The sequence below is a fragment of the Pontiella sulfatireligans genome, from assembly GCF_900890705.1.
Lineage (GTDB): Bacteria > Verrucomicrobiota > Kiritimatiellia > Kiritimatiellales > Pontiellaceae > Pontiella > Pontiella sulfatireligans.
Genome location: NZ_CAAHFH010000002.1, coordinates 2,050,837 through 2,072,877 on the forward strand (window position 1 = coordinate 2,050,837; position 22,041 = coordinate 2,072,877).

The following is a 22,041-nucleotide window of genomic DNA, read 5'->3' on the forward strand; positions in this document are numbered from 1 at the left end:
CATGATTAAACTAGTTTCAATTATATCGGGCATCATGTTGTGCCAGTGCGTGTTGGCTGAAATGCGCGTCTGGACCTTTAAGGATGGAAAAACCCTGGAGGCCGAGTTTGCGACCTATAGCGGGTTGAATATTACACTGAAAAACAAAAAGGGAAAGATTGTTAAAATCCCTGAAGTGCAGTTTTCGGATGAAGATTTGGAGTATATTGAGTTGCTCAATCCGCCGGCGCTTGATGTTTCGGTGAGCAAGACGACTGAGCAGCGCACTTATCCTCCGACCTATAATGATGATGAACTTCCGCGACAGACCTTTTATACATTTACCGTCAAAATCAAACAGACCTCCAGCAAAGTATACACTAAGCCGCTGACGGTTGAGCTTTTCATTATTGGCGATGAAAATGCCGGGGATAAGAGCATCCTGTTTCACTATCAGAAGGAGCAGTTCTATCTTGAACAAGGCAGTGCAAGCCTGTTTGAGGTGACGACGGATGAGATCACGGCGACCGAATTCATACTGGTAGGCCAGCTGCGTGGAGATGCATACAATGGGTATATGGTTATTGTTACCGATTCGCGGGGCGAAGTGGTTGCTTACAAGGCAAAGAAAGAAGAGTGGTTTAAGATAGCCGATAATCTGCGAACGCTGCCTGTGGGAAAAACGTTTGATGAAAACGGGGAGCGCACTTGGCCAACCCGGCCCAGACGCTTTTATTAATTCATTCGGGACATGCAAGCCGATGCTGAGTCATCAGCAGCGGCTTTTTATTTGATTCATGCCCTGAACGGCTCCGCTTTAAGTGTCCCTTGTACGGAATGCCGACTCTGCGTTTCGTCTAGTTTTTGAAATCGAAAAGTACGTTCTGCCGGGGGGTGAGATAGGTCTCCATCCCGGTCTGAACCAGTTTATAAAAGGTGGTTGGTGATGATGAAGATGCAAACTAAACAAACGATGATTCTGTTGCTGGGGGTCGCGGCTTGTACGGCGCCGATGGCTGATGCCGCGGCAAAGAAACCCAATATTCTTTTTATTCTGGCTGACGACCAGTGCTGGGAAACGATCGGATGCATCGGCGGGGAGGTAAAAACGCCGAACCTGGACAAGCTGGTGGCTGGCGGCGTCAGTTTCAAGCGGGCCTACAACATGGGGTCGTGGAGCGGGGCGGTCTGCGTGGCCAGCCGGCACATGTTCAACACCGGTCGCTATGTCTGGAACTGCAACGATCTGATTAAGCAGTCGGCCAAATGGAAAAAGACACACAAAAACAAGCCGTTTCCCGGGCAGATAAAATCCTGGAGCCAGCAGCTCGGCGATGCCGGCTACAGCACCTATTTTGCCGGCAAGTGGCACGTAAGCATGTTTTCGGCGAAACAGGTGTTCGATGTGGTGGGGACCGAGCGCGGCGGCATGCCGAAGCAGACGCCGGAAGGATACAACCGTCCGCTGGACGAGAACGACAAGAACTGGCTCCCCTGGGACAAGTCGAAGGGCGGTTTCTGGGAAGGCGGCACCCACTGGAGCGAGGTTCTGCGCGACGAAGCCATCGGCTTCATCGACCAAGCGTCCCAAGATGACAAGCCGTTCTTCATGTATATCGCTTTCAACGCGGCGCACGATCCGCGTCAGGCCCCCAAGGAATTTGTCGATATGTATCCGATCGAGAGCATTAAGCTTCCGGAAAACTTCCAGCCGCTCTATCCCTATGCCGACGACATCGGCTGCGGTAAAAGTCTGCGTGATGCCCGGCTGGCCCCATTCCCTCGTACGGAATATTCGGTCAAGGTGAACCGGCAGGAATACTATGCACTGGTCACCCACATGGATGTGCAGATCGGAAAAATTCTGGAAGCGCTGGAAAAGAGCGGAGAGCTCGACAACACCTATATTTTCTACACCGCCGACCACGGCCTGGCCATCGGGCATCACGGCCTGATCGGCAAGCAGAACATGTACGAGCATAGCTTGGGTGCGCCATTGATCGTAAACGGCCCCGGGCTTGAGTCCGGAAAGCGCATCACCGAGCGGGTCTATATTCAGGACATCATGCCCACCACGCTGGAGCTGGCCGGCGCGGACATGCCGGACGAGGTCGATTTCCAAAGCCTGCTGCCGCTCATCACGGGCAAAACCCAAAAGGGCCGGGACGTGATCTATGGGGCGTATAAAAACCTGCAGCGTTGCGTTATGCAGGGCGATTGGAAGCTGATGCACTATCCCAAGGCGTCCAAATACCGGCTCTTCAATGTGGCGAAGGATCCGAACGAAATGAACGACCTTGCCGAAAACCCTGAATATGCAGAACGCCTTAAAACGATGAAAGAAGCGCTCGCTTCCGAGATGGTCCGGCAAAACGATCACGAACTCGATTAGGATGAAAATTCCGCTGATGCTTGGCGTGCTGGTGGCGCTGGCCGTTTCAAATCAAAAGCCATCTGAATTTGGTATAAGATTCGTTTCATGACAGCGTCTCCTTCAGGGCAATGATTTTTTGCGCAAGTTTGCTATCCGTGGCATACAGAATGCCAAAGGGATTCATGTAGATGGATTCGGGAAGGTTCAGGCTCATGGGTTTTCCGGACATATCCGTGGCAATCGCACCGAGCTCATTATAAATGCAAACTGTTGCGGCATAATCCCAGAAGCAACCGCCGCCTTTTTCCGGTTTAGGAAACTTAAAGTAGCACGCCGGCGGATTTTCCAAACACCAGATCGCATTCATCACGGCACCGCCCTGGCCTTTCACGCTGGCGTTCAGTGCGGTGGCGACTTTGCCGCAATACGGATAAGCAGCAACACTGCGGTCGGTAATGATCCGGACCTTGGAACCGGCTTCGGGAAGATTCCAGGGCATGGAATCACGAAAAGCGCCTTGCCCTGTGATGGCATGGTAGAGCGTGTGTTCCACCGGATCGTAAACCACGCCAACCTGCGGCATACCGCTGCGCGAAACCAATGCAATGGATACCGCGTAGCCCGGAACGCTTTCGATGAAAGGCAGGGTGCCGTCGATGGGATCGATGCACCAGAAATAATCCTTCGCCAGCCGGCTTTCGTCGTCGGCGCTCTCCTCCGTCAGCAGCGCCAAATCAAACTGGGCAAACGTTGGTTCGAGTGTTTCAAGAATAATGTCCTGCGCCTGCTGGTCGACTTCCGTGACGACCTGCGAGGCGAGCGTGTCGCCGCCCTCCTTGTGCTGGACGTTGATCGGGCGCGTTTCCGAAATATGTTTGCCGGCCTTCCGCGCCGCCCTAATGGCAATCTCAGCCAGGGCATTCAGATGTTTAAAATTCAGGTTCATAACTCAAAAGGTTAGCAACGAATGAATGTAAAGCAGCGAATAAAACGCATGAAAGGATTCGTTGCTTTACATTCATTCGCTGCCAAGCTTGATTTGCTCCAAAACTTTGCGGACAAGGCGCTCGCTGTAGCGGTGGATTTTCCAGTGGCCGGGGCTCCAGCCTTGCAGGAAGCGGAAAAAGTCGGTCCAAGCAACCGGATAGAGCGCGCGCCAGTCGGCTTCCAATGCAGGAAAGTCGACCGCCTTCCCATTTTCTTTAAGCGCGGTTTCCAAGGATTGGAAATAATAATCGAGCAGCTTTTGTTCCTGCCGCTCGCACTCGTCTTCGCAAAGACAGCTTCCGAGAAAATAGGCGACGTCCTTCATACCGCATCCGCCGCCGACATACTGGAAATCGACCGCCGCCACCCGGGCGTCGCTCGAAAAGCAAAAGTTGGCCAGCTTGGCGTCGCCATGCACGAAGGTTTGAAACGGGCTGTCGCTTAGCTTTTGATCGATTGCACCGGCAGTGGCTTTGAGAGCGGGATCGTCGAGTTCGGCTAATTCATCGGGACGCGTTTCGAGATGCCAATAGGTGCCCGTTTCCCACAGCCCGTCCGGCGCCGTGCCCATGAAGGCGGCGTGGAAGCCGGCCAGCCATGAGAGGCAGGCCTTGATTTCGGCGTCGGTAACACGGTTGCGCCGCCCGTCGTAGCCGGCGGCATCGAGATCTTCCATCACCATGAACACCTCGTCGCCATGCGTTTCGAGTGCGAAGCATTTTGGAACGCGGCACGAATCGTCGCAGCGGCTGGCGTATTCTTCATAGAACGCAGTTTCCACCTGGTAGGACTTCACCTTCCGTTCGTGCGAGCGGCTGGTGTTCCAGCCGCGCGGGTGGTGGTTGGAGTCCGGCCAATGCACATGCTTGACCACCACGCTGTCGAGCTCCGAACCTTCCAGCCTGCAGCGCACGATCTTGCCGTACCCGCTCCAGAGGCTTTGAATCACTTCGGATTCGATGAGCCGGTCAGCGCCGGTGGCATTAAGGGTGATGTCTTGAAAGTGTTGATTCATCGGTCCAGCCATTTGCTCGCCATGCGCAGCATGGATTCTTCGGTGGTGTATTTTTCCAAGGATTGGATTTCAGCCCAAGCGAGGTCGTGGGATTCATCGCTTACGACATACTCTTCCGTTTCCAAGGCTTGGAAGGCGAACCGAATGTCGTGGTGGTTGTGGGCCGGTTCGGATTTGCGTTCTGGAATCAGATGAATATCAATATCGAAAATATCAGTGCTGACCGGCTTGAGCCCGGCCAGCCCGGACTCCTCGATGGCCTCCCGGGTGGCTGCGCCGAGAATATCGGAATTGCCGTCGGCATGCCCGCCGAGCTGGAGCCACATGTTCAGCTTTTTGTGGTGGGTGAGCAGTACGTGGGTTCCTGCCTGATTGACCACCCATGCCGAACCCGTGACGTGCCCGATTTTAAGGTGCCGCTCAAAACAATCCGCATTCGCCGAAACAAAATCGATGAGGCGCTGGGCCACAGCGGCTTCATCGGGCCGCTCGTTTTGATAGGCATCGAGCTTTTGAAGCAAGTCGGTGCGGTGCATCAACCGCGCGCCTTCTTGATGATGTCGTAGGCTTCGTTGACCTTGGCGAGCTGCTCGTTGGCGTAGTTCATGAATTCGTCGGGCAGGCCTTTGGAGGCGAGCTTGTCGGGGTGGAATTCGACGCACTTTTTGCGGTAGATCTTTTTGATTTCCTCGTCGGTCATTTCGGGCGAAACATCGAGCACTTTGTAGGCGTTGTCGAGCGCGGTAGCCGTATTGCTTCGGCCTCCGCCGAGCAGGGCATCAATGGTTCCGGGGCGCATGCGGAAGGCGCGCTCAGCCTGCAGCAGGATTTCGCGCTCGTTGGGGTGGATGACTCCGTCGGCCTGCGCCACGGCGTGAAGCGCCGCGATGAAGGTCATGGCGATTTGGGGATTGAATTGAGTCACGCTGGAAAGCTGGTTGAGATAGTCGGCGGCCGTATGGGGATCGTCCTTCGCACGGCGGAAAATCCCGATGGCGGCTTCGCGCATCGGCCCGGCATAACCAAAGCGAGCCATGATCTGCTCGACGGCGTTGATTTCGTCTTTCGTGATTTTCCCGTCGGCCTGCGCCATTTTGGCGAGGCAGCCGAAAAAGGCGACTTGAAAGGATTGCGCGGTAATTTTGGCGCGGTCTGCGCCTTTGTCGAATTGGTGGCCGATCGCCACGCCGATTACGGTGCCCAGCGGGCTGAGCAGCGAGCCGAGCACGCCGCCGATGATTTTTCCTGTCCATGCCATAGCTGAACTCCTGATGAGTGATTTGTGAGGCGCATTGATTTAAAACCACGCATTCTAGCGAATGGACGGCTTCACCGCCAAGAAGCGAAGGGCTCTATTCTCGGCCGCCTGTGTTTAAAAGACTTTTCTGGCATGGATTTAACAGAAGAATGCACTGGGCGCAAAGAAACGGGCAAACTTGATCTTCGCGGGCTTTGCGTTCTTCTGTAAACAATGTGTAGAACGGGATCGTGTTTACTAGGGTTGCTCTTGCAGCAGCTCTTCGACGGCCTTGAGCAGCACATCGAGGGGGACCGGCTTTTCAAACACATGCCGGGCGCCGAAGACTTTGGCATGTTGCAGGAAGTTGATGGGTGCGGTACGCATGCCGCCGGAAATGGCAATCACCGGTATGTCGCCGCGCTGGCTGCGGATGGCCATGAGAATTTCAAGTCCATCCATTTCCGGCATGAGGATGTCGGTAATCACGAGGTCGGGCGTGCGTTCCTCCATCAACCGCAAGCCTTCTTTCCCGTTGGCGGCCTGCGCGGTTTGATAGCCCTTGCCGGCAAGAAATTGGGAGAACAGCTTTTGTATGACGGGGTCGTCGTCGATAATCAATATGAGAGCCATGGTTAATCCGGGGTGTTTATGATTTGATGAACGGTTTCGAGCAGCCTTTTAACGGTAAAGGGCTTTGGGGTGAAGTGGTAGCTGTTCTGGTCGAGATGCTGCCAGCGCTCTTTCTGGTCGCAGTATCCGCTGAAGAGCAGGACCGGCAGGTCGGGGTTGGCTTTTCGGAGGGCATCGGCAAGACCGTCTCCTGACATGACGGGCAGCATCATGTCGCTCATGAGCATATCGAACCGCCCGCCCTCTTTTTCAAAGATTTCCAGGGCGTCTTCTGCGCTGGATGCGGCAACGGAGCGGTAGCCCGCCGTATTTAGAATTTCTGAAACCATGCGGCAGATGTCAGGATCGTCGTCGACCAGCAGAATCCGGGTGTTGTCCGCCTCGCGGGCGAGGGGTTGATCCTCTCCGAGTGGCTGCGGGTTGATCAAGGCGGGCAGATAGACCTTCACGCAGCATCCGGTGCCTTTTTCGCTGTATACATTGATCCAGCCCTTGCTCTGCTTGATGATGCCGTAGACCACGGCCAGTCCAAGGCCGGTGCCGCTGCCGACTTCCTTGGTGGTGAAAAACGGTTCGAAAAGCCGGTTGATTACATCATCGTCCATGCCGCATCCGGTATCAGTGAACGACACGCACACGAAGGCGCCTGAGTTGGCACCGCGGATGAAGCCGGCATCTTTTTCATTTAGCTCCACAAAGGCGGTTGAAATGGTTAACCGGCCTCCTTCCTCCATGGCGTCGCGCGCGTTGACGGCGAGATTCATGATGACTTGTGAGAGCTGGCCTTGGTCCGCATGAACCGGAGGCAGCCCTTCTTGCAGATCGAGAACCAGCTTGTATTTTTTCCGCAGCAGTATGTCGAGCAAGGCGGTCGAGTCATGAATGGTGTTGTTGAGATCGAGCCGCGTAAATTGCGTGGACTGCTTTCTGCTGAAGGCGAGCAGCTGCTGCGTGAGCTCAGCCGCGCGCTTGGCCGATTTGCGGATCTCGCATGCATTGTCATGTTGCTGTGACCTTTTTTTGGTGTCGGAGATCAGCATTTCGCTGAAACCGAGAATGCCTTGGAGGATGTTGTTGAAATCGTGGGCAATACCGCCGGCAAGTTGCCCGACGGCCTCCATTTTCTGGGCCTGCCGAAGCTCTTCGTCGTGGATGAGCTCTTCGGTAATGTCGCGCTTGACCGCCACATAGTTGGTAATGCGCCCTTCGGCATCTTTGACGGGTGAGATGGTGGCCTCTTCGGTATAGTGCGAGCCATCCTTTCGCCGGTTAACGAAACGGCCCTCCCAGATGCGGCCGGCCTCGATGGTTCCCCACAGGGCGGCATACAGCGACGGGCTTTGTTTGCCGCTCTTAAGAATACTGGGCTTCTGCCCGAGGGCCTCCTCGCGGGAATAGCCGGATACGGCTTCAAACGCCGGATTGATGTACTGAATGGTTCCGTCCAGCTCAGTAATGATCACCGCTTCCGGCGACTGTGTAATTACGGTGGAAAGGCGGGTCAGCTCCATTTCCGATTCCCGGCGTTCGGTAATGTCCTCCAGCATCCAGAGCGACCCCTCCTGCGGCTTAGCAGGGTTGAGCGCCTTGCCGATCAGGCGGCCCCAAAACGGAGTTCCGTCCTGATGCTGGAGTTCAAGGGCCCGATCAACGCGAAGCCCCTTTCCCAGCTCGTCATAGATGATTTTCCCGTTTTCTGAATAGGACTGGTCGCTGGGGTAGAGCATCCGGACCGGAGTCCCTCGAAGCAGTTCCGCCGGGATGCCCAGCAGTTCGCCCAGCCGGGGATTGACCCATTTGAACCTGCGCTGGTCAACCAAGGCGATGCCCAAGCTGTTGTTGTTCAAAATCAGGCTTTGGATGTTGGTCAGCTCTTGAAGCTTCTTTTCGGCTTTGTGCTGTTGGGCGATGAAGCGGGCCTGCTGAATGTTTTGATAGGCCGAAGTGGAAAGCTGGTTGGTTAGGGTGTCGAGGGCCTTGGCCACTTGACTGAAGCGGTCAGAGGACATGACGGGCACTTCGGCATAGGCCTCCATGAAGGCTTCTTCATCCGCATCGATTTTGCGGGCATAGGCCCGTATGTGTTCTTCGGGCTGGGTTTCGTCGCGCACTTGGCCGATCAGCCAGTTGGCAATATGCCGGCCACCCACCATGATGCGGGTTCCCGCCTCCCACAGGCCGCAGCTTAGGCAGGGCCGCACCATGGGGCCTTGCGGGAAACTGCGCCTAAGCACGGAATCGGATTTAAAGCAGTTGGCCCGGCCGATTTCGGACTTGCGGATAATTTCGTGGCAGAGGCGGGTGAAGTTGCTTGGTTCGGTGATGGGGGTGCCGTCGGGATGGGTGATGATGGAGGCCACGCCGGTCGCCGAAGAAAAATGATCCTGCAGGCGTTGGATTTGCTCAAGGCTGAAAAGGTTGTCGAAGTCGATGTTGCCGGCGCCTTCCAAAGGCTGCGTCAGGGCGATGATCCGTTGTTCAATGGAGTCCTGCAGGCGCTTGCGGTCGCTGATGTCGGTGATGAATCCTTCGAGGAACAGCAGTTCGTTTTGCTCGGAATAATGGCCCGAGCCGCGTTCCCATACCCACTTGATGGCGCCGCCTTTGGTTATAATCCGATATTCCTGCTCAAAGGGATTCCGGCTCTCAAGCGCGGTTTGAATATTGGTCCACAGCTGATCCCGATCTTCGGGGTGAACGATGTCTTCATAGGCCACGGCAGCGCTTTTGACGATTTCATCGGGGGCATAGCCGGTTAGCTCTACGGATCCTTGGCTGACAAAATCCATGCGCCAGCTGTATTCGTTCGAGCAGCGGTAGGCCATGCCCGGCAGGTTGCTCAGCAGCGCCTGAAACTTGCGTTGCGATTCTTCGAGGGTTCGTTGCGTTTTTTTGCGTTCGGTAATGTTGCGGACCGTGGAAATGAGCAGCTTCTGTTTGCCGATCTGGGCGACCCGCAGGTACACCTCCAAGGGGAAGGTCGAGCCCTTGGCATTCCGCCCGATCCACTCGAAGGTTTGCGGCCCCTCTTCCTTGGCCTTGCGGTTCCACTCGTCCGCATCCTTTTGGGAATAGGGCTCGACGCCGTCGCTCAGATCCCGGATGTGGAAGGTGGGCAGTTTTTCGCGGGTGATGCCGTACATCCGCATGGCGCGGTCGTTCATGTCGAGGAAGCGCCGGCCGGTTTCCACGTCTTGGATAAAGATGGCGTCGTCGCTGGCGTTGAAAATGCCTTGGAAATATTCTTCCGGTTCCAGTCCGGAATTGGGCGGCTCCGTCATGTTATTCCATTCCTTTCAGATGGATGGTGAGCAGCTGGCCCTTGTGGTCGACGGCGTCGGGGAAGGCGGTGCGGATTTCCTCAAAGAGTTCAGCGGCATCCTCGTGCTTCCCGTCCTTCTTGAGGCGCATGGCGAGATACAGTCGGGCATAGGCGCCTACTTGGACTCCGTCGTCGTAGCGGCAGCCTCCATGCCTCTCGATGGCGGCCTTGAGGTGGTCGAGCTGCTCGTTGCCGGAGGTCATTTGGCCGAGATAGAGCAGGGCGCACCCGGTCCGGTTGGCTCGCGGATAGCGCTCATTCAAGATGTCAACGGCCTTCCGGGCGTTTTCCGAGGTCCAGTCTTCGTTGATGGTTTGGTAGAGTTTTTCAATAATATTGAGGTCGTGGCGCTGATAGATTTCGGCATCCATCATCATCCGTTCGCGGGCGAGCGCCTTTTGCTGCTTCACCACGCCTTTCACGCGTTCCTCTTCCAGCACCGGCGCCAACTTGGCCTCCAGCTCGGTGAGCCGGCTTTCCAGCGAAACGATGCGCTGGAGCAGAATGCCGTCGTCGGCGCGGGCGCCGGCGGAGAGTCCGGCCATCAAGGCGGCCATCAGGATCCATTTTTTCACGGTGTGCTCCATTAGTTTCCAATCCCTGGGATCTGGATGATTCCCGCCTGATGCAGAAAATAGACGATGAACACGAGCATAACGATGATTACGGCAAACTTCAGTACGGTTTTGATGGCCTTGGCAAACAAAACCAGAACGATGATTACGGCAGCGGCCGCCACCACCATCCAACCCGTTGTGCTCATTGGTGCAAAAAATTCCATAACATGCTCCAATTAAAGAAAGGCCGCTCCAGGGCGGTCGCCCTGCAGCTCTGGATTAGTGGCCTTTTGTTTAAGCACATAAAAATCGACCCTGAACTCGACTTCGCCGGTGATCACTACATGGTGAAAGCGTTCGGGAAAAATGACGATCGGGTGGCCGGCATCGGCTTCGAGCACGTTGTCGGCATCATCCTCCCAGACAAATTGAAGGGATCCGCTTTCCACCACGAGACGGCCCCATTTTCCTTTTGGGGCGAGATGTTTTTTCAGGATGCCCGGCACCACGGTTTCCTGATTCATCAGCTTGGTGGAGCCGGCTAAAACGGCACCTTCGGGCAATACGGCGTTCTGATAGTTCACAGACACTCCTCAGTTATCAAGGCGCAGTGTAAAGGCAATCCAGCCGAATGTCTTTCCGTTTATCAGGATTTCGATGCGGTGCTCGCTGGCGCGGCGCAGCCCTCAGAGTAGCGCCGAGAGCTTCCAAACCAGTTGGCCGACGCCCTGATCGACATAAATTCCGATCTGGGCGATGAGCGACCAGGCGAGGGCAAACTGCGCCAGCGCGAAGCCGGCGACCGTAAACTGGCTGACGCTTACCAATCCGATCCCGAACTGCGAAATCGTGATGACTCCAATGCCGAACTGGCCGATGGCGATGATGCCGCGCGCTGGAACGGGAACGCGGTTGGGGCGGTATTTGAATGAAACATGAACCAGCGGAAGCCCGAGCAGCGTGGTTTGCGTTTTATATTCAAAGCCCCAGCCGTCCCATTTTTCCCGGGCCGGATACGGCGCGCCGCATTCTGGGCAGGCGATGGCCTGCTCCGAAACATTGTGTCCACATTCCCTGCACGTTTTCATACGCCGCATCATAAGCCGAATCCGGGCTGAATCGACAAAAAACTACGCCTTCCCCTGCCGGAAGCTGCGGGGCGACTCGCCGAGGGCGCGCCGGAACTGGCGGGTGAAATAGTTGCTGTCGTTAAAGCCGACCTCCATCGCGATCTCGGTGATCGTTAGGTCGGTGTTGCGCAGCATTTCCATTGCCCGCTGGATGCGCAGGCGCACGAGGTATTCAATCGGCGTCTGCCCCGTTGCCTTGCGGAAGACGCGCATCAGGTTGCTGCGCGACATGTGCGCAATCTGCAGCAGCTCGTCGAGTTTCCAATCCTTGGAAAAATCGTTTTCCAGCGCCCCGATCACGTTGCCGACGCGGAGCAGGGCGTGGGCCTCGGTGGTGTCGGTGCTGGTGTAGGCGCGCGAAAGATAAACCATTAGTTCCAGCAGCTTGGCGCGCAGCGCGACCTCGCGGCCCGGCATTTCGTCGTCGCACTCGCGCTCCATTGCCTCGGCCAGCTGCTCAACGTGGGCCAGCGGCACCCGCTTGAGATGCAAGCGGCTCGCAAAGCGGTGCTGCCGGCGGAACGTTGGTTCGAGCATGAACATCGCGCAATAGCCCGGCATCCGCCGCAGCTCGTTTTCTGGAAGCGCGATTTTTTCCGGATCGTACATAATGTTGATCAGGTCGAGATTCTGGCGGTCATAAAAATAGTGGCGCTGCCGGCCCTGCAGCAAAAAGACGTCGCCGGCGGTCACTGGAAACTCGTTTCCTTCGAGCATATGCATCGCACTGCCGTGGGTCACAATCACCAGTTCGCAAAAGTCGTGGCTATGCTCCACTTCGGTCAAATCGTGCGGGTGCGAAGGGGCATGCTCCGAGTCAGTGCATACCCGCCGGACCGCCATCGGAAAGCCCGCAAGGCCAAAATAGTGAATTCCGTCTGCAATTGTTGAGTTCATAGCGTGGGAATATAGTGCTGGTATTTGGGAAAATATTCAAGGCGCTAGTTTCCCGCGTTTGGAACACTGCACCATCGAATTTTAGCGGAGAACTTGGAATGAACTATTTATTAGGCATAGATGTGGGCAGCTCGTCGGTCAAGGCGTCGCTGTTGGATGCCGCCACCGGCACCTGCGCCGGAAGCGCGTTTTATCCGAAGACGGAACAAAAGATTGAATCGCCGGAGCCGGGTTTCGCGGAACAGAACCCGCAGCTGTGGTACGACTGCGCAAAAGACGCCGTCCGCGATGCGATGCAAGAAGCCGGAGCCAAGCCCGAAGAGGTGAAGGCCGTCGGCATCGCCTACCAGATGCACGGCCTCGTCTGTGTTGACGCCACCCAAAACGTGCTGCGCCCAGCCATCATTTGGTGCGACTCCCGCGCCGTTCCATACGGCCAGGCCGCCTTCGAAGCGCTCGGCTCCGAAAAGTGCCTCAGCCATTTAATGAACTCGCCCGGCAACTTTACCGCCTCCAAACTCGCTTGGGTGAAGGAGCACGAGCCGGAGCTGTTCGCGAAGATCGACAAAATCATGCTGCCCGGCGACTGGCTCGCCATGAAGCTCACCGGCGACGCCCGTACCACCGCTTCCGGCCTTTCGGAGGGAATCATGTGGGACTTCCAAAACGAGGCGCCCGCCAAATTCCTGCTCGACCAGTTTGACTTTAATGAAAACATCCTTCCCGAAATCGTCCCCTCTTTCGGCATTCAGGGAGCCCTCTCCGAAGCCGCGGCCTCCGAGTTTGGTTTGGCCGCTGGAACGCCGGTTTCCTATCGCGGCGGCGACCAGCCCAACAACGCGCTTTCGCTGAACGTCTTGAATCCCGGCGAGATCGCGGCAACAGCCGGCACCTCCGGCGTCGTCTACGGCGTGACCGGCGCCAAAAAGTTTGACCCGCAATCGCGCGTCAACACCTTCGCCCACGTCAACCACGATGGAAGCGACCCGCGTCTCGGCGTGCTGCTCTGCATTAATGGCACCGGCATCCTCAACGCTTGGACGAAGCGGTTGCTAGGCGACATTTCCTATAAGGAAATGGATGTGCTGGCCAAGTCGGTCGCCATCGGCAGCGATGGCGTAACCATGCTGCCCTTCGGCAACGGCGCCGAGCGCGTGCTCGGCAACCGCAATGTCGGCGCACAGATTGCCGGCATCGATTTCAACCGCCACGACCGTGCGCAGATTTGCCGCGCGGTGCAGGAAGGCATCGTCTTTTCCTTTATGTACGGCATGGAGGTGATGGCCGAAACCGGCATCGAGCTCAAAACCATCCGCGCCGGCTTCGCCAACATGTTCATGAGCGATGTATTCTGCCAAACGCTGGCCGGCGTCAGCGGCGCAACGATCGAGCTCTACGAAACCGACGGCTCCCTCGGCGCGGCGCGCGGCGCGGGCGTTGGCGCGGGAATTTATGCCTCGTTCGAAGAGGCGTTCAGCACCTTGGAAAAACGGAAAGTGGTCGAGCCCGGCGAGGGCCGCTACAAAGAAGCGTACGCGGTGTGGAAGAAGCAACTGGAAGCAGCAATCAACTGAGGCGGAAAGGATGTCAGAAACTAAACACAAGACAGGTTTTGTTATATTGATTGCCATGGTGGCAACCATTGGCGGATTTCTATTTGGATTCGACTCAGGGGTAATTAATGGAACGGTTGACGGGCTTACAACCGCTTTTAGCCTGACTTCACAAGAAGTAGGCAGCAACGTAGCCTCCATGCTGCTCGGTTGCGCGGCAGGTGCATTTGCCGCCGGACGTTTGGCTGACCGCTTTGGTCGTAAGAGTATTCTATTGGTTTCAGCCATTTTCTTCAGCGTCAGTGCGTGGGGATCTGGAATTGCAACGGGCTCTACCGAATTCATTATCTACCGTATTGTCGGTGGTTTAGCGGTAGGTGCTGCCTCTGTTTTGGCTCCGGCGTATATTTCTGAAGTCGCGCCGGCAAAATATCGCGGCATGCTCTCATCACTACAGCAGGTTGCAATTATTTCGGGGCTCTTTATTGCCTTTTTGAGCAACTACCTTATTGCTGGATCGGCAGAAGCCGCCGCGATTGCAAATCTTCCTGCAGGGGCAGACATAAGCGCCATTAAAGGATCAACCTCAGTCTTTGCGATGGGTTATGATGCATGGCGTTGGATGTTCTGGGTGGAACTCGTTCCTGCCGTCATCTTCTTCTTTGCACTACTCATCATTCCGGAAAGCCCGCGCTACCTGGTGGCTGTTGGGAAAAAAGAGCAGGCCATGGATGCATTGACCAAGCTTATGGGTGACTCGGCCGAACATAAATATAACGAAATTGAAGGTACTTTATCCTCGGATCACCACAAACCACGCTTCCGTGACATCCTAGGAAAATTTGGATTCCGTCCGGTGGTATGGATCGGTATCGGATTGGCTGCCCTACAGCAATTTGTAGGCATTAACGTGGTCTTCTACTATGGTTCGGTCATGTGGCAGGCGGCCGGATTTGGGGAAAGCGACGCCCTGCTCATTAACGTAATTGGTGGAGCTCTTAGTATCGGCGCTGTTGTCGTCGGTATTCTGGTGATTGACCGTATCGGACGTAAACCGATGCTTCTGATTGGATCGATCGGCATGACCATCACACTCGCGGCCGTAGCCATTATCTTTAGTCAGGCCGGAAGCAATGAAGCAGGCGACCTCATGCTTACCAAAAGCACCGGCTTAGCCGCACTCATTGCCGCGAACCTCTACGTGGTCTTCTTCAACTTCTCTTGGGGGCCGGTTATGTGGGTCATGTTGGGCGAAATGTTCCCGAACCAAATCCGTGGTTCAGCGCTCGCTGTGGCTGGATTGGTTCAATGGGTGGCCAACTATGCCATCACGAAGACCTTCCCAATGATGCTTGGCAACGAATCGATTGGATTGGGAGGAGCGTACTCCATGTATGCCATCTTTGCCGCCATCTCAACCTTCTTCGTAATCAAGTTCGTGTACGAAACCAAGGGGCTCGAACTGGAAGAAATGCAGGGATAGGAAATCTGAAACCTGAAACTTGAAACCTGAATTTGAAATTCAAAAACTAAATGGAGACATAACATGAGCATTGTAACTGGCAACACAGAATATTTTCCGGGCATCGGAAAAATCGGATTCGAAGGCCGCGAAAGCGACAACCCGCTGGCCTTTAAATGGTACGACGAAAACGCCGTAGTCGGCGGCAAAACGATGAAGGAAACCCTGCGTTTCGCCATCGCCTACTGGCACACGTTCTGCGGCACCGGCGGCGATCCGTTCGGCGGCGGCACCCACGTCTTCCCATGGTTTGCCGGCGCTGATGCCGACACCCGCACGAAGAACAAAATGGATGCTGCGTTCGAATTCTTCACCAAGATCGGTGCGCCGTACTACTGTTTCCACGACATGGACCTGGTTGAAGAAGGAGCTGACTTTGCAGAATCCAGCCGCCGCCTGCAGGTGGCTGTCGACTATGCTAAAGAGAAGCAAGCCGCTTCCGGCGTCAAGCTGCTGTGGGGCACCGCCAACCTGTTCTCCAATCCGCGCTACATGAACGGCGCCGGCACCAACCCCGATTTCAACACCGTGGCCTATGCCGGCGCGCAGCTCAAAAACGCCATCGACGCCACCATCGCCCTCGGCGGCGAAAACTATGTGTTCTGGGGCGGACGCGAGGGCTACATGAGCTTGCTCAACACCAACATGAAGCAGGAGCTCGACAACTTCGGCAATTTCCTGCGCATGGCGCGCGACTATGCCCGTGCAAACGGATTCACCGGCAGCTTCCTCATTGAGCCCAAGCCGATGGAGCCGAGCAAGCATCAGTACGACTTCGACGCCGCAACCGTTGTTGGCTTCCTGAATGCCCAAGGCCTGCAGGACGACTTTAAGCTCAACATCGAAGTCAACCATGCCACGCTCGCGCAGCACACCTTCCAGCACGACCTGCAGGTGGCCGCCGATAACAACATGCTCGGCAGCATCGACGCCAACCGCGGCGACTACCAGAACGGCTGGGATACCGACGAGTTCCCCGTCAACATCCGCGAAACCGTTGAAGCGATGCTCGTGATCATCGAAGCCGGCGGCCTCCAGGGCGGCGGAACCAACTTCGACGCAAAGATCCGCCGCAACTCGACCGACCTCGATGATATCTTCATCGCCCACGTCAGCGGCATGGACACCTTCGCCCGTGCATTGGTCGTGGCCGACAAGATGCTGGCCAATTCGCCTTATAAGAAGATGCGCGCCGACCGCTACGCCTCCTTTGGCGAAGGCAAAGGCGCCGACTTTGCCGCCGGCAAGCTGACCCTCGAAGAACTCGCATCCATCGGCGCCGCCGGCGGAGAGCTTGCTCCGATCAGCGGCAAGCAGGAGCTCTACGAGTCCATCATCAACCAGTACATCTAACAAACATTATTCCAATGTTTGGAACAGCGGGGCAAGCCAATGGCTTGCCCCGTTTTGCGTGGACGAGCGTTTGAACGCGACCGGCCTCGATGCGTTGGAGAAGGACTAAACATAGCTCTTGAGAAGAGACCCTCCGTTTGGTATATGCAATGGGCATGAGCATTACTGAGATCAAAGCCATGTCCCGCCCCGAGCTGCTTCTTGCAATGGAAATGCTTTGGGATGAATTGTGCCATCAGGGACAGGAGCCGGAGTCCCCTGCCTGGCACAAAGATGTGCTCGAGGCGCGGCAAGCCAAGATAGCGGAAGGCCACACCGAATACTTGACCATCGACGAGGTGAAAAAAAGGCTTCGCCCATGATGGTCAATCAAGTGGTGGTTCTTGATGCAGCGGCAAGCGACCTTGCCCAAGGCGTCGATTTCTACGAAACGCAAAAAACGGGACTGGGCGCGTATTTCTTCGATTCGCTGATCGCTGACCTTGAATCGCTTGAAATATCCGCAGGCGTTCATGCCATTTGCTTTGGGCCTGCACCGAATGCTCTCCAGGCGGTTCCCATTCGCGATCTACTACAACGTGTAAAACAATCGCGCCGAAGTCGTAGCGGCGCTGGATATGCGTAGCAATCCGGCTTGGACACGCGAGCAACTCGGCAAACGCACATAAGGGCAGGTGGCCTGCAAGGGGGGGGGTATCTTTCCGTTGAAACCCTTGCCGACACATTGCAGGATGCCTTCGAGCACGAGTTTTTCTTCGGCGAAGCCGGCCGCCTTCGCCGCCGGAGAGCCTTCCCCGATCAGCGGCAGGCAGGAGCTCTACAAGTTCATCATCAACCAGTACTTCAAATACCGATTGGAAAAGGCCTGCAAACGTTCCGTATTCTGGGGCGGTTTTTTGTCTCTCACTGGATGCAAACATTCTGTCGCATTTAGGTTGCAGGAGGCCGTCCGTGTCCGTATCTTTCTCTGTTTTTACGGACGATTAGCTCAGTTGGTAGAGCAGCTGACTCTTAATCAGCGGGTCGTGGGTTCGAGCCCCTCATCGTCTACCACCTTAAACCCCCGTAGCCAACAGGTTACGGGGGTTTTGTTTTTTCGCCCCTTATCGCCCGTTGGTACAGAATAGGCGTAAAATGATCTAATAAAGGCCGTAAGTGATCCAAAGTTGATCCAACGCAGGGGGCGGGGAATTCGGCAAGGCCATCAACTTGAAACGGGAATAATGTCAGATCGGAGCGGAAGAGGGGTGGCGCAATCTGTAGCTGGAGACGGGGCACTGGTTCTACTTTGCCCTCGGCCGTGTCGGTTCTGGGTTACGCGGTTTTTGGCTGTGGGTTGGTTGGTTATATGCCGCGAGAGAGTGGGACGTGCAGAGTGACTAATAGTATCCCCCCGTCCCCCTCTTTTGGTTCCATCCGGCACCGGATGTCCTAATGGATCGTTCCTCTGCGGAGTCACCCGCGCACGTTAGGCAGATTCTAATAAACAACCTTGTTTTCTGGGACGGACTCCCTCAAAAACAAAAATAAAATTGGGCAAACTAAGGGGCATTATGAAATTCGTCATCGACAAGAAGCACCTCGTTCGGATGCTTAAGATTGTTAATCACCGAGACATGGCCTCAATTTCTCACCGGAAGAAAAACCAGTACCTCCGCATCAAAGCATACAATATGGAAGTCGAGCTTGAGGCAAATGGCGTGGCCATTTCAACATCGGCAATGATTACCGAAAAGGGCGTATGCTTTATCAGGTATCGCGGTTTGCTGGAACTTGTTCAGTCCTATAAAAAAAAGAAAATCTATATAGTCGTAACCCCGGATGGCTTGCAAATTGAGACATATCACGCTAGCGATGAGTTGTGGTATGCCATTTTCGATGACCCCAAGATGGCTCCGGCAAGCATCGAAGAAGTCCAGAAGGACAAAACACCAGAACCATCATTTGTAAGCAGCACAGCCATACAAGATTGGCGGGACATGTATCGCCAGTCCTGATTCGTCATCCTCCTATTTTTCTGCCTTCTGCTTGCTGAACCCCTTATTAGTCTATAGGATTTTATGGTTATATGTGCGCTTTAGGGGTGACTGGATGAGTACGAAGTTTTTTACGAACGAAGGGGACAATACGCTGCTGAAGAAATTCGCTGGCGTGTTTGAGCATAATGCCGTCGATCAAGACCCCAAGCTCGAAGAGTTTATCCGCCACATGAACGACATACTATTTGACCCCAAGCAAAACCCGAACAAGAAGCTCATCGTGTTTTCCGAGTCGAAGGATACGACCACCTACATGTACAAAGCCCTCAAGAAACAGGGATTTGACCGTATCCTGTGCATTGATGCCGGCAACCGCCACACCATGCGCGAGACGGTAAAGCAGAACTTTGACGCCAATATCCCGATTGCCGAGCAGAAGTATGACTACGACATCATCATAACCACCGAGGTGCTGGCGGAAGGCGTCAACCTGCACCGGGCAAATGTAGTCGTGAACTATGACACCCCATGGAACGCCACACGTCTGATGCAACGCATTGGCCGCGTAAACCGTATCGGCTCCCATGCCCCCGTGATCCACAATTATATTTTCTACCCAACCGCCAAGGTGGACGATGACATTGAATTGAAGAAGAAGGCGCTGATGAAGCTGCAGGCATTTCATTCCGCGCTGGGCGAAGACAGCCAAATCTATTCGCAGGATGAACTGGTGGAAAACTTCGGTCTATTCGAGAAGAACCACAAGGAAGACCGCGACGAACATTTGGTGTATCTCATGGAACTGCGCCGGTTTAAGGAACAGCACCCTGAACAGTTCCGCATCATCCGCAACATGCCGTTGAGGGCGCGAACGGGGCGGAAAGACAAGACCAAGGATCAAACCACGCTTTGCTTTATCCGCAACCAACGACGGGATGCGTTTTATTTCGCCACGAAGGCCGGCGGGATTGAAGAGCTGACGTTTGTTGAATGCGCCCGCCAGTTTAAAGCGGAACCTCCGGAGTCGGCCATCCCGCTGCATGAGCGTCACCATGAACAGGTAGCATTGGCGGTTGAGGATTTTGCCGACAAGCTCAAGGAGGATGCCGTCGGCACCAACGCAGTGGATGTGCATCAAGGGCCGCATGAAAAGAAGGCTTTGGCCTTCCTGTCCGCTTTTCTGAAATTGCCGATCACCGGCGAGGTCGAGCGGCACAAGATCAATGCGGCCAAGCAAGCCGTCAAGCTGGCGCGGTTCCAGAAGTTGCAACGCGACGTGAACAAGCTCCAGAAAAACATCAAAAAGGCCAAGATGAGCAACGTTGAAATTCTTGATGCGGTCATGAAGATCATCAATAAATATCCGTTGGATGAACTCGATGAGTCGCTGGATACGCCGGTATCAGTTCAGCAGTTCAGCGACATGAAGCCCGAAATCATCATCTCGGAATCGTTTGGCAAAGGCGAATAGGTAAACCGTTATGGATCGAACTATCTTACAGGAAAAGCTTCACCAACCGTTTGATGCCGAACGATGGAAAGAGGTTGTCGAAGGCGTGTTCCATAACGTCCAGTATTTTTCAAAGGAGCGCGAGTTGTTGGCTGACGATGACATAGTTGACCGATTCGTCGAAAAAGGAACAGTGCAGTTAAAGGATGGGAAGAACCTCGCCCTCTTCGAGGTGCGGGTTTCCGATAGCGTCAATCTTCCACGCGCCCGCGTGAAGCTCCGCAATCTGGTGGCCAAGTATATCGATCAGGAAAGCCATTATGGCGTATTGGCTATTTTCGATCAGGGTGGCGAAGACTACCGCCTCAGCTTTGTGGCCAAGGAATCTGAACTGGTCGATGGCGAGTTAATCGCCAAAGAAACCCCGGCCAAACGATACACCTACCTGCTGGGTTCAAACGAATCCTGCCGCACTGCCGCTGAACGCCTGGCGGCGTTAAGCGAAAAGGAGGAAGCGTCGCTGGACGACATCATCAACGCCTTCAGCGTCGAGAAGCTGAACAAAGAGTTTTACCGCGACATCCAGAAGCACTTCTACCAACTGGTTGGTGGCAAGGTCGAAAACAAAAACTATACCGGATGCCTTGCCCTGCCATCGCGCAAACCCGAAGACAACCACCAGACGTATCAGGAGTTTGCCGTCCGTCTGATCGGCCGTGTCATCTTCTGCTGGTTCCTCAAACACAAGCGGTGCGACAAGGATCGTCCGCTGATCCCCGAAGAACTGCTTTCCTCCAAGGCCATCAAGGAACATGGCGGGTACTACCATACCATTCTCGAAAAGCTATTCTTCCAGACCCTGAACAAGCCGATGAATGCGCGGAGCAAATATGCCCCAGAATTTGCCCACCTCATTCCCTATCTGAACGGCGGTCTGTTCGATCCCAAGCTCCACGACTTTTATGAAGAAGGAGCACTGGGCGCATCCATTCATCTGAATACGCTCCAGATTCCCGATGACTGGTTCCTGAACCTTTTCCTATGCTTAGAGCAATATAACTTTACCATCGACGAAAATACCTCGCTCGACAGCGATGTTTCCATTGACCCCGAAATCCTTGGACGCATCTTTGAAAACCTGTTGGCCGAGATCAATCCGGAAACCGGCGACACCGCCCGCAAGGCCACCGGCTCGTTCTACACCCCCCGCGAGATTGTGGACTACATGGTCGAAGAATCTTTGGTTCAGCATCTGAAAACTTCCATCTCGCCGGATGCTGATATTGAAACGAAGTTCCGCGCCCTATTCGTGGATGACGACAATCCGCATGGGCTGGACGAACAGACGCGCAAAGCGGTGGTGGATGCCTTCCGCACCATCAAGGTGCTAGACCCTGCCTGCGGTTCCGGCGCGTTCCCCGTCGGAATTTTGCAGAAGATGCTGTGCGCCCTGCGCAAGGTTGATCCCGACAATGATCTTTGGCTTGATGCCCAGATCGAGCAGATCGAATCTATGAACCTCGACAAAGGCGAAGAGGATCGGCGGTTGGATGAAATACGACATGCTTTCAAGACCAACGAGGCCGACTATGGTCGCAAACTGGGCATCATTCAAAACTCAGTTTATGGTGTAGACATCCAGCCCGTCGCCATCGAAATTGCCAAACTGCGGTTTTTTCTGACGCTGGTGGTCGATGAAAAGATCGACGATGCCGAGGACAATCGCGGCATCCTTCCGTTACCCAACCTCGACTTTAAGTTTGTGGCGGCCAACACGTTGATTCCCGCTCCCGATATTTCAGGCTCTGGAAAGGGTGTAGAGTTGGGATTGGAGTATCAAGATGTCTTTTTTGAACAATTTACCATTCTAACTGAACGATATTTTTATGCCGGAAATCCTCATGCCAAGCAATCACTTCGAGGCGAGATTGAAATATTGGTTTCTGCTAAGGCCGATGAAGAACACAACAAGGGATGCAGACTCCAACGCGGGCTGTGGGAGGGCCGCTTTCCCGGTGCCAATAGCGGGACGCTTCTGTAGTCGAAGCGACAC

The 22,041-nt window shown here is 55.0% G+C and carries 21 protein-coding genes and 1 tRNA gene; 11 read left to right on the forward strand and 11 right to left on the reverse strand.

Annotation, left to right across the window (positions count from 1 at the left end; all coding sequences use genetic code 11):
- The first annotated feature begins 1 nt into the window (after nucleotide 1).
- Both SCARR_RS21410 and SCARR_RS21415 read left to right on the forward strand, forming a co-directional pair.
- Nucleotides 2-718, forward strand: a complete 717-nt coding sequence (locus SCARR_RS21410) for an SHD1 domain-containing protein (RefSeq protein WP_168433508.1) — start codon at nucleotides 2-4, stop codon at nucleotides 716-718.
- 207 nt (nucleotides 719-925) lie between these two features.
- The gene (locus SCARR_RS21415; protein WP_222846389.1) at nucleotides 926-2,371 is read left to right on the forward strand and encodes a sulfatase-like hydrolase/transferase; all 1,446 of its coding nucleotides are present in this window, start codon (nucleotides 926-928) and stop codon (nucleotides 2,369-2,371) included.
- 85 nt (nucleotides 2,372-2,456) lie between these two features.
- Here the strand turns inward: SCARR_RS21415 and SCARR_RS21420 are convergent, their stop codons facing one another.
- The 11 genes from SCARR_RS21420 to SCARR_RS21470 form a co-directional block, all read right to left on the reverse strand.
- Nucleotides 2,457-3,299 (reverse strand): 3'(2'),5'-bisphosphate nucleotidase CysQ family protein, encoded by an 843-nt coding sequence (locus SCARR_RS21420; RefSeq protein WP_136063682.1) that lies wholly within the window; start codon nucleotides 3,297-3,299, stop codon nucleotides 2,457-2,459.
- A 72-nt stretch (nucleotides 3,300-3,371) separates the two neighbouring features.
- Nucleotides 3,372-4,355, reverse strand: coding sequence for a phosphotransferase (locus tag SCARR_RS21425; RefSeq protein WP_136063683.1), 984 nt, complete (start codon nucleotides 4,353-4,355; stop codon nucleotides 3,372-3,374).
- Nucleotides 4,352-4,891 carry an NUDIX hydrolase gene (locus SCARR_RS21430; RefSeq protein ID WP_136063684.1) on the reverse strand — a complete coding sequence of 180 codons (540 nt, stop codon included), beginning with the start codon at nucleotides 4,889-4,891 and terminating at the stop codon, nucleotides 4,352-4,354. Before SCARR_RS21430 ends, SCARR_RS21425 begins: the two co-directional genes overlap by 4 nt.
- Entirely contained in the window at nucleotides 4,891-5,613 is a 723-nt protein-coding gene (gene djlA, locus SCARR_RS21435) for a co-chaperone DjlA (protein ID WP_136063685.1), read from the reverse strand. The genes SCARR_RS21430 and djlA overlap by 1 nt, the downstream gene beginning before the upstream one ends.
- Before the next feature lie 237 nt (nucleotides 5,614-5,850).
- On the reverse strand, nucleotides 5,851-6,225 hold the full coding sequence (locus SCARR_RS21440) for a response regulator (RefSeq protein ID WP_136063686.1): 375 nt from the start codon (nucleotides 6,223-6,225) through the stop codon (nucleotides 5,851-5,853).
- Between the two features lie 2 nt (nucleotides 6,226-6,227).
- Nucleotides 6,228-9,506 carry a PAS domain S-box protein gene (locus SCARR_RS21445; protein WP_136063687.1) on the reverse strand — a complete coding sequence of 1,093 codons (3,279 nt, stop codon included), beginning with the start codon at nucleotides 9,504-9,506 and terminating at the stop codon, nucleotides 6,228-6,230.
- A 1-nt stretch (nucleotide 9,507) separates the two neighbouring features.
- Nucleotides 9,508-10,122, reverse strand: coding sequence for a hypothetical protein (locus SCARR_RS21450; protein ID WP_136063688.1), 615 nt, complete (start codon nucleotides 10,120-10,122; stop codon nucleotides 9,508-9,510).
- 11 nt (nucleotides 10,123-10,133) lie between these two features.
- A complete protein-coding gene (locus SCARR_RS21455; protein ID WP_136063689.1) occupies nucleotides 10,134-10,328 on the reverse strand; it encodes a hypothetical protein in 195 nt (64 codons plus the stop codon).
- Between the two features lie 12 nt (nucleotides 10,329-10,340).
- Complete coding sequence (locus SCARR_RS21460; protein ID WP_136063690.1) at nucleotides 10,341-10,688, reverse strand: DUF1971 domain-containing protein; 348 nt, start codon at nucleotides 10,686-10,688, stop codon at nucleotides 10,341-10,343.
- Nucleotides 10,689-10,790: 102 nt separating this feature from the next.
- A complete protein-coding gene (locus SCARR_RS21465) occupies nucleotides 10,791-11,192 on the reverse strand; it encodes a zinc ribbon domain-containing protein (RefSeq protein ID WP_136063691.1) in 402 nt (133 codons plus the stop codon).
- A gap of 42 nt (nucleotides 11,193-11,234) precedes the next feature.
- Nucleotides 11,235-12,131 carry an AraC family transcriptional regulator gene (locus SCARR_RS21470; protein ID WP_136063692.1) on the reverse strand — a complete coding sequence of 299 codons (897 nt, stop codon included), beginning with the start codon at nucleotides 12,129-12,131 and terminating at the stop codon, nucleotides 11,235-11,237.
- Nucleotides 12,132-12,229: 98 nt separating this feature from the next.
- Here SCARR_RS21470 and SCARR_RS21475 point away from each other — a divergent pair, with 98 nt between their 5' ends.
- The 9 genes from SCARR_RS21475 to SCARR_RS21515 all read left to right on the forward strand — a co-directional run bounded on the left by SCARR_RS21475 (nucleotide 12,230) and on the right by SCARR_RS21515 (nucleotide 22,029).
- Nucleotides 12,230-13,705: a xylulokinase gene (locus SCARR_RS21475; RefSeq protein ID WP_222846390.1), complete on the forward strand. Its 1,476-nt coding sequence runs from the start codon at nucleotides 12,230-12,232 to the stop codon at nucleotides 13,703-13,705.
- 10 nt (nucleotides 13,706-13,715) lie between these two features.
- Entirely contained in the window at nucleotides 13,716-15,167 is a 1,452-nt protein-coding gene (locus SCARR_RS21480; RefSeq protein WP_222846391.1) for a sugar porter family MFS transporter, read from the forward strand.
- A gap of 63 nt (nucleotides 15,168-15,230) precedes the next feature.
- A complete protein-coding gene (xylA, locus tag SCARR_RS21485) occupies nucleotides 15,231-16,559 on the forward strand; it encodes a xylose isomerase (protein ID WP_136063694.1) in 1,329 nt (442 codons plus the stop codon).
- A gap of 155 nt (nucleotides 16,560-16,714) precedes the next feature.
- Nucleotides 16,715-16,921 (forward strand): addiction module protein, encoded by a 207-nt coding sequence (locus SCARR_RS21490; protein ID WP_136063695.1) that lies wholly within the window; start codon nucleotides 16,715-16,717, stop codon nucleotides 16,919-16,921.
- Complete coding sequence (locus SCARR_RS21495) at nucleotides 16,918-17,184, forward strand: hypothetical protein (protein WP_222846392.1); 267 nt, start codon at nucleotides 16,918-16,920, stop codon at nucleotides 17,182-17,184. Before SCARR_RS21490 ends, SCARR_RS21495 begins: the two co-directional genes overlap by 4 nt.
- A 352-nt stretch (nucleotides 17,185-17,536) precedes the next feature.
- Nucleotides 17,537-17,612: transfer RNA gene (locus SCARR_RS21500), tRNA-Lys, on the forward strand.
- A 500-nt stretch (nucleotides 17,613-18,112) separates the two neighbouring features.
- The gene (locus SCARR_RS21505) at nucleotides 18,113-18,556 is read left to right on the forward strand and encodes a hypothetical protein (protein ID WP_136063696.1); all 444 of its coding nucleotides are present in this window, start codon (nucleotides 18,113-18,115) and stop codon (nucleotides 18,554-18,556) included.
- Between the two features lie 94 nt (nucleotides 18,557-18,650).
- Complete coding sequence (locus SCARR_RS21510) at nucleotides 18,651-20,009, forward strand: C-terminal helicase domain-containing protein (RefSeq protein WP_136063697.1); 1,359 nt, start codon at nucleotides 18,651-18,653, stop codon at nucleotides 20,007-20,009.
- Nucleotides 20,010-20,019: 10 nt separating this feature from the next.
- Complete coding sequence (locus SCARR_RS21515) at nucleotides 20,020-22,029, forward strand: DNA methyltransferase family protein (protein WP_136063698.1); 2,010 nt, start codon at nucleotides 20,020-20,022, stop codon at nucleotides 22,027-22,029.
- The last annotated feature ends 12 nt before the right edge of the window (nucleotides 22,030-22,041 follow it).

Coding starts and splice junctions, on each gene's coding strand:
- SCARR_RS21410 (WP_168433508.1), top strand. CDS start 2: ATGATTAAACTAGTTTCAATTATATCGGGCATCATGTTGTGCCAGTGC.
- SCARR_RS21415 (WP_222846389.1), top strand. CDS start 926: ATGATGAAGATGCAAACTAAACAAACGATGATTCTGTTGCTGGGGGTC.
- SCARR_RS21420 (WP_136063682.1), bottom strand. CDS start 3,299: ATGAACCTGAATTTTAAACATCTGAATGCCCTGGCTGAGATTGCCATT.
- SCARR_RS21425 (WP_136063683.1), bottom strand. CDS start 4,355: ATGAATCAACACTTTCAAGACATCACCCTTAATGCCACCGGCGCTGAC.
- SCARR_RS21430 (WP_136063684.1), bottom strand. CDS start 4,891: ATGCACCGCACCGACTTGCTTCAAAAGCTCGATGCCTATCAAAACGAG.
- djlA (WP_136063685.1), bottom strand. CDS start 5,613: ATGGCATGGACAGGAAAAATCATCGGCGGCGTGCTCGGCTCGCTGCTC.
- SCARR_RS21440 (WP_136063686.1), bottom strand. CDS start 6,225: ATGGCTCTCATATTGATTATCGACGACGACCCCGTCATACAAAAGCTG.
- SCARR_RS21445 (WP_136063687.1), bottom strand. CDS start 9,506: ATGACGGAGCCGCCCAATTCCGGACTGGAACCGGAAGAATATTTCCAA.
- SCARR_RS21455 (WP_136063689.1), bottom strand. CDS start 10,328: ATGGAATTTTTTGCACCAATGAGCACAACGGGTTGGATGGTGGTGGCG.
- SCARR_RS21465 (WP_136063691.1), bottom strand. CDS start 11,192: ATGAAAACGTGCAGGGAATGTGGACACAATGTTTCGGAGCAGGCCATC.
- SCARR_RS21470 (WP_136063692.1), bottom strand. CDS start 12,131: ATGAACTCAACAATTGCAGACGGAATTCACTATTTTGGCCTTGCGGGC.
- SCARR_RS21475 (WP_222846390.1), top strand. CDS start 12,230: ATGAACTATTTATTAGGCATAGATGTGGGCAGCTCGTCGGTCAAGGCG.
- SCARR_RS21480 (WP_222846391.1), top strand. CDS start 13,716: ATGTCAGAAACTAAACACAAGACAGGTTTTGTTATATTGATTGCCATG.
- xylA (WP_136063694.1), top strand. CDS start 15,231: ATGAGCATTGTAACTGGCAACACAGAATATTTTCCGGGCATCGGAAAA.
- SCARR_RS21490 (WP_136063695.1), top strand. CDS start 16,715: ATGAGCATTACTGAGATCAAAGCCATGTCCCGCCCCGAGCTGCTTCTT.
- SCARR_RS21495 (WP_222846392.1), top strand. CDS start 16,918: ATGATGGTCAATCAAGTGGTGGTTCTTGATGCAGCGGCAAGCGACCTT.
- SCARR_RS21505 (WP_136063696.1), top strand. CDS start 18,113: ATGAAATTCGTCATCGACAAGAAGCACCTCGTTCGGATGCTTAAGATT.
- SCARR_RS21510 (WP_136063697.1), top strand. CDS start 18,651: ATGAGTACGAAGTTTTTTACGAACGAAGGGGACAATACGCTGCTGAAG.
- SCARR_RS21515 (WP_136063698.1), top strand. CDS start 20,020: ATGGATCGAACTATCTTACAGGAAAAGCTTCACCAACCGTTTGATGCC.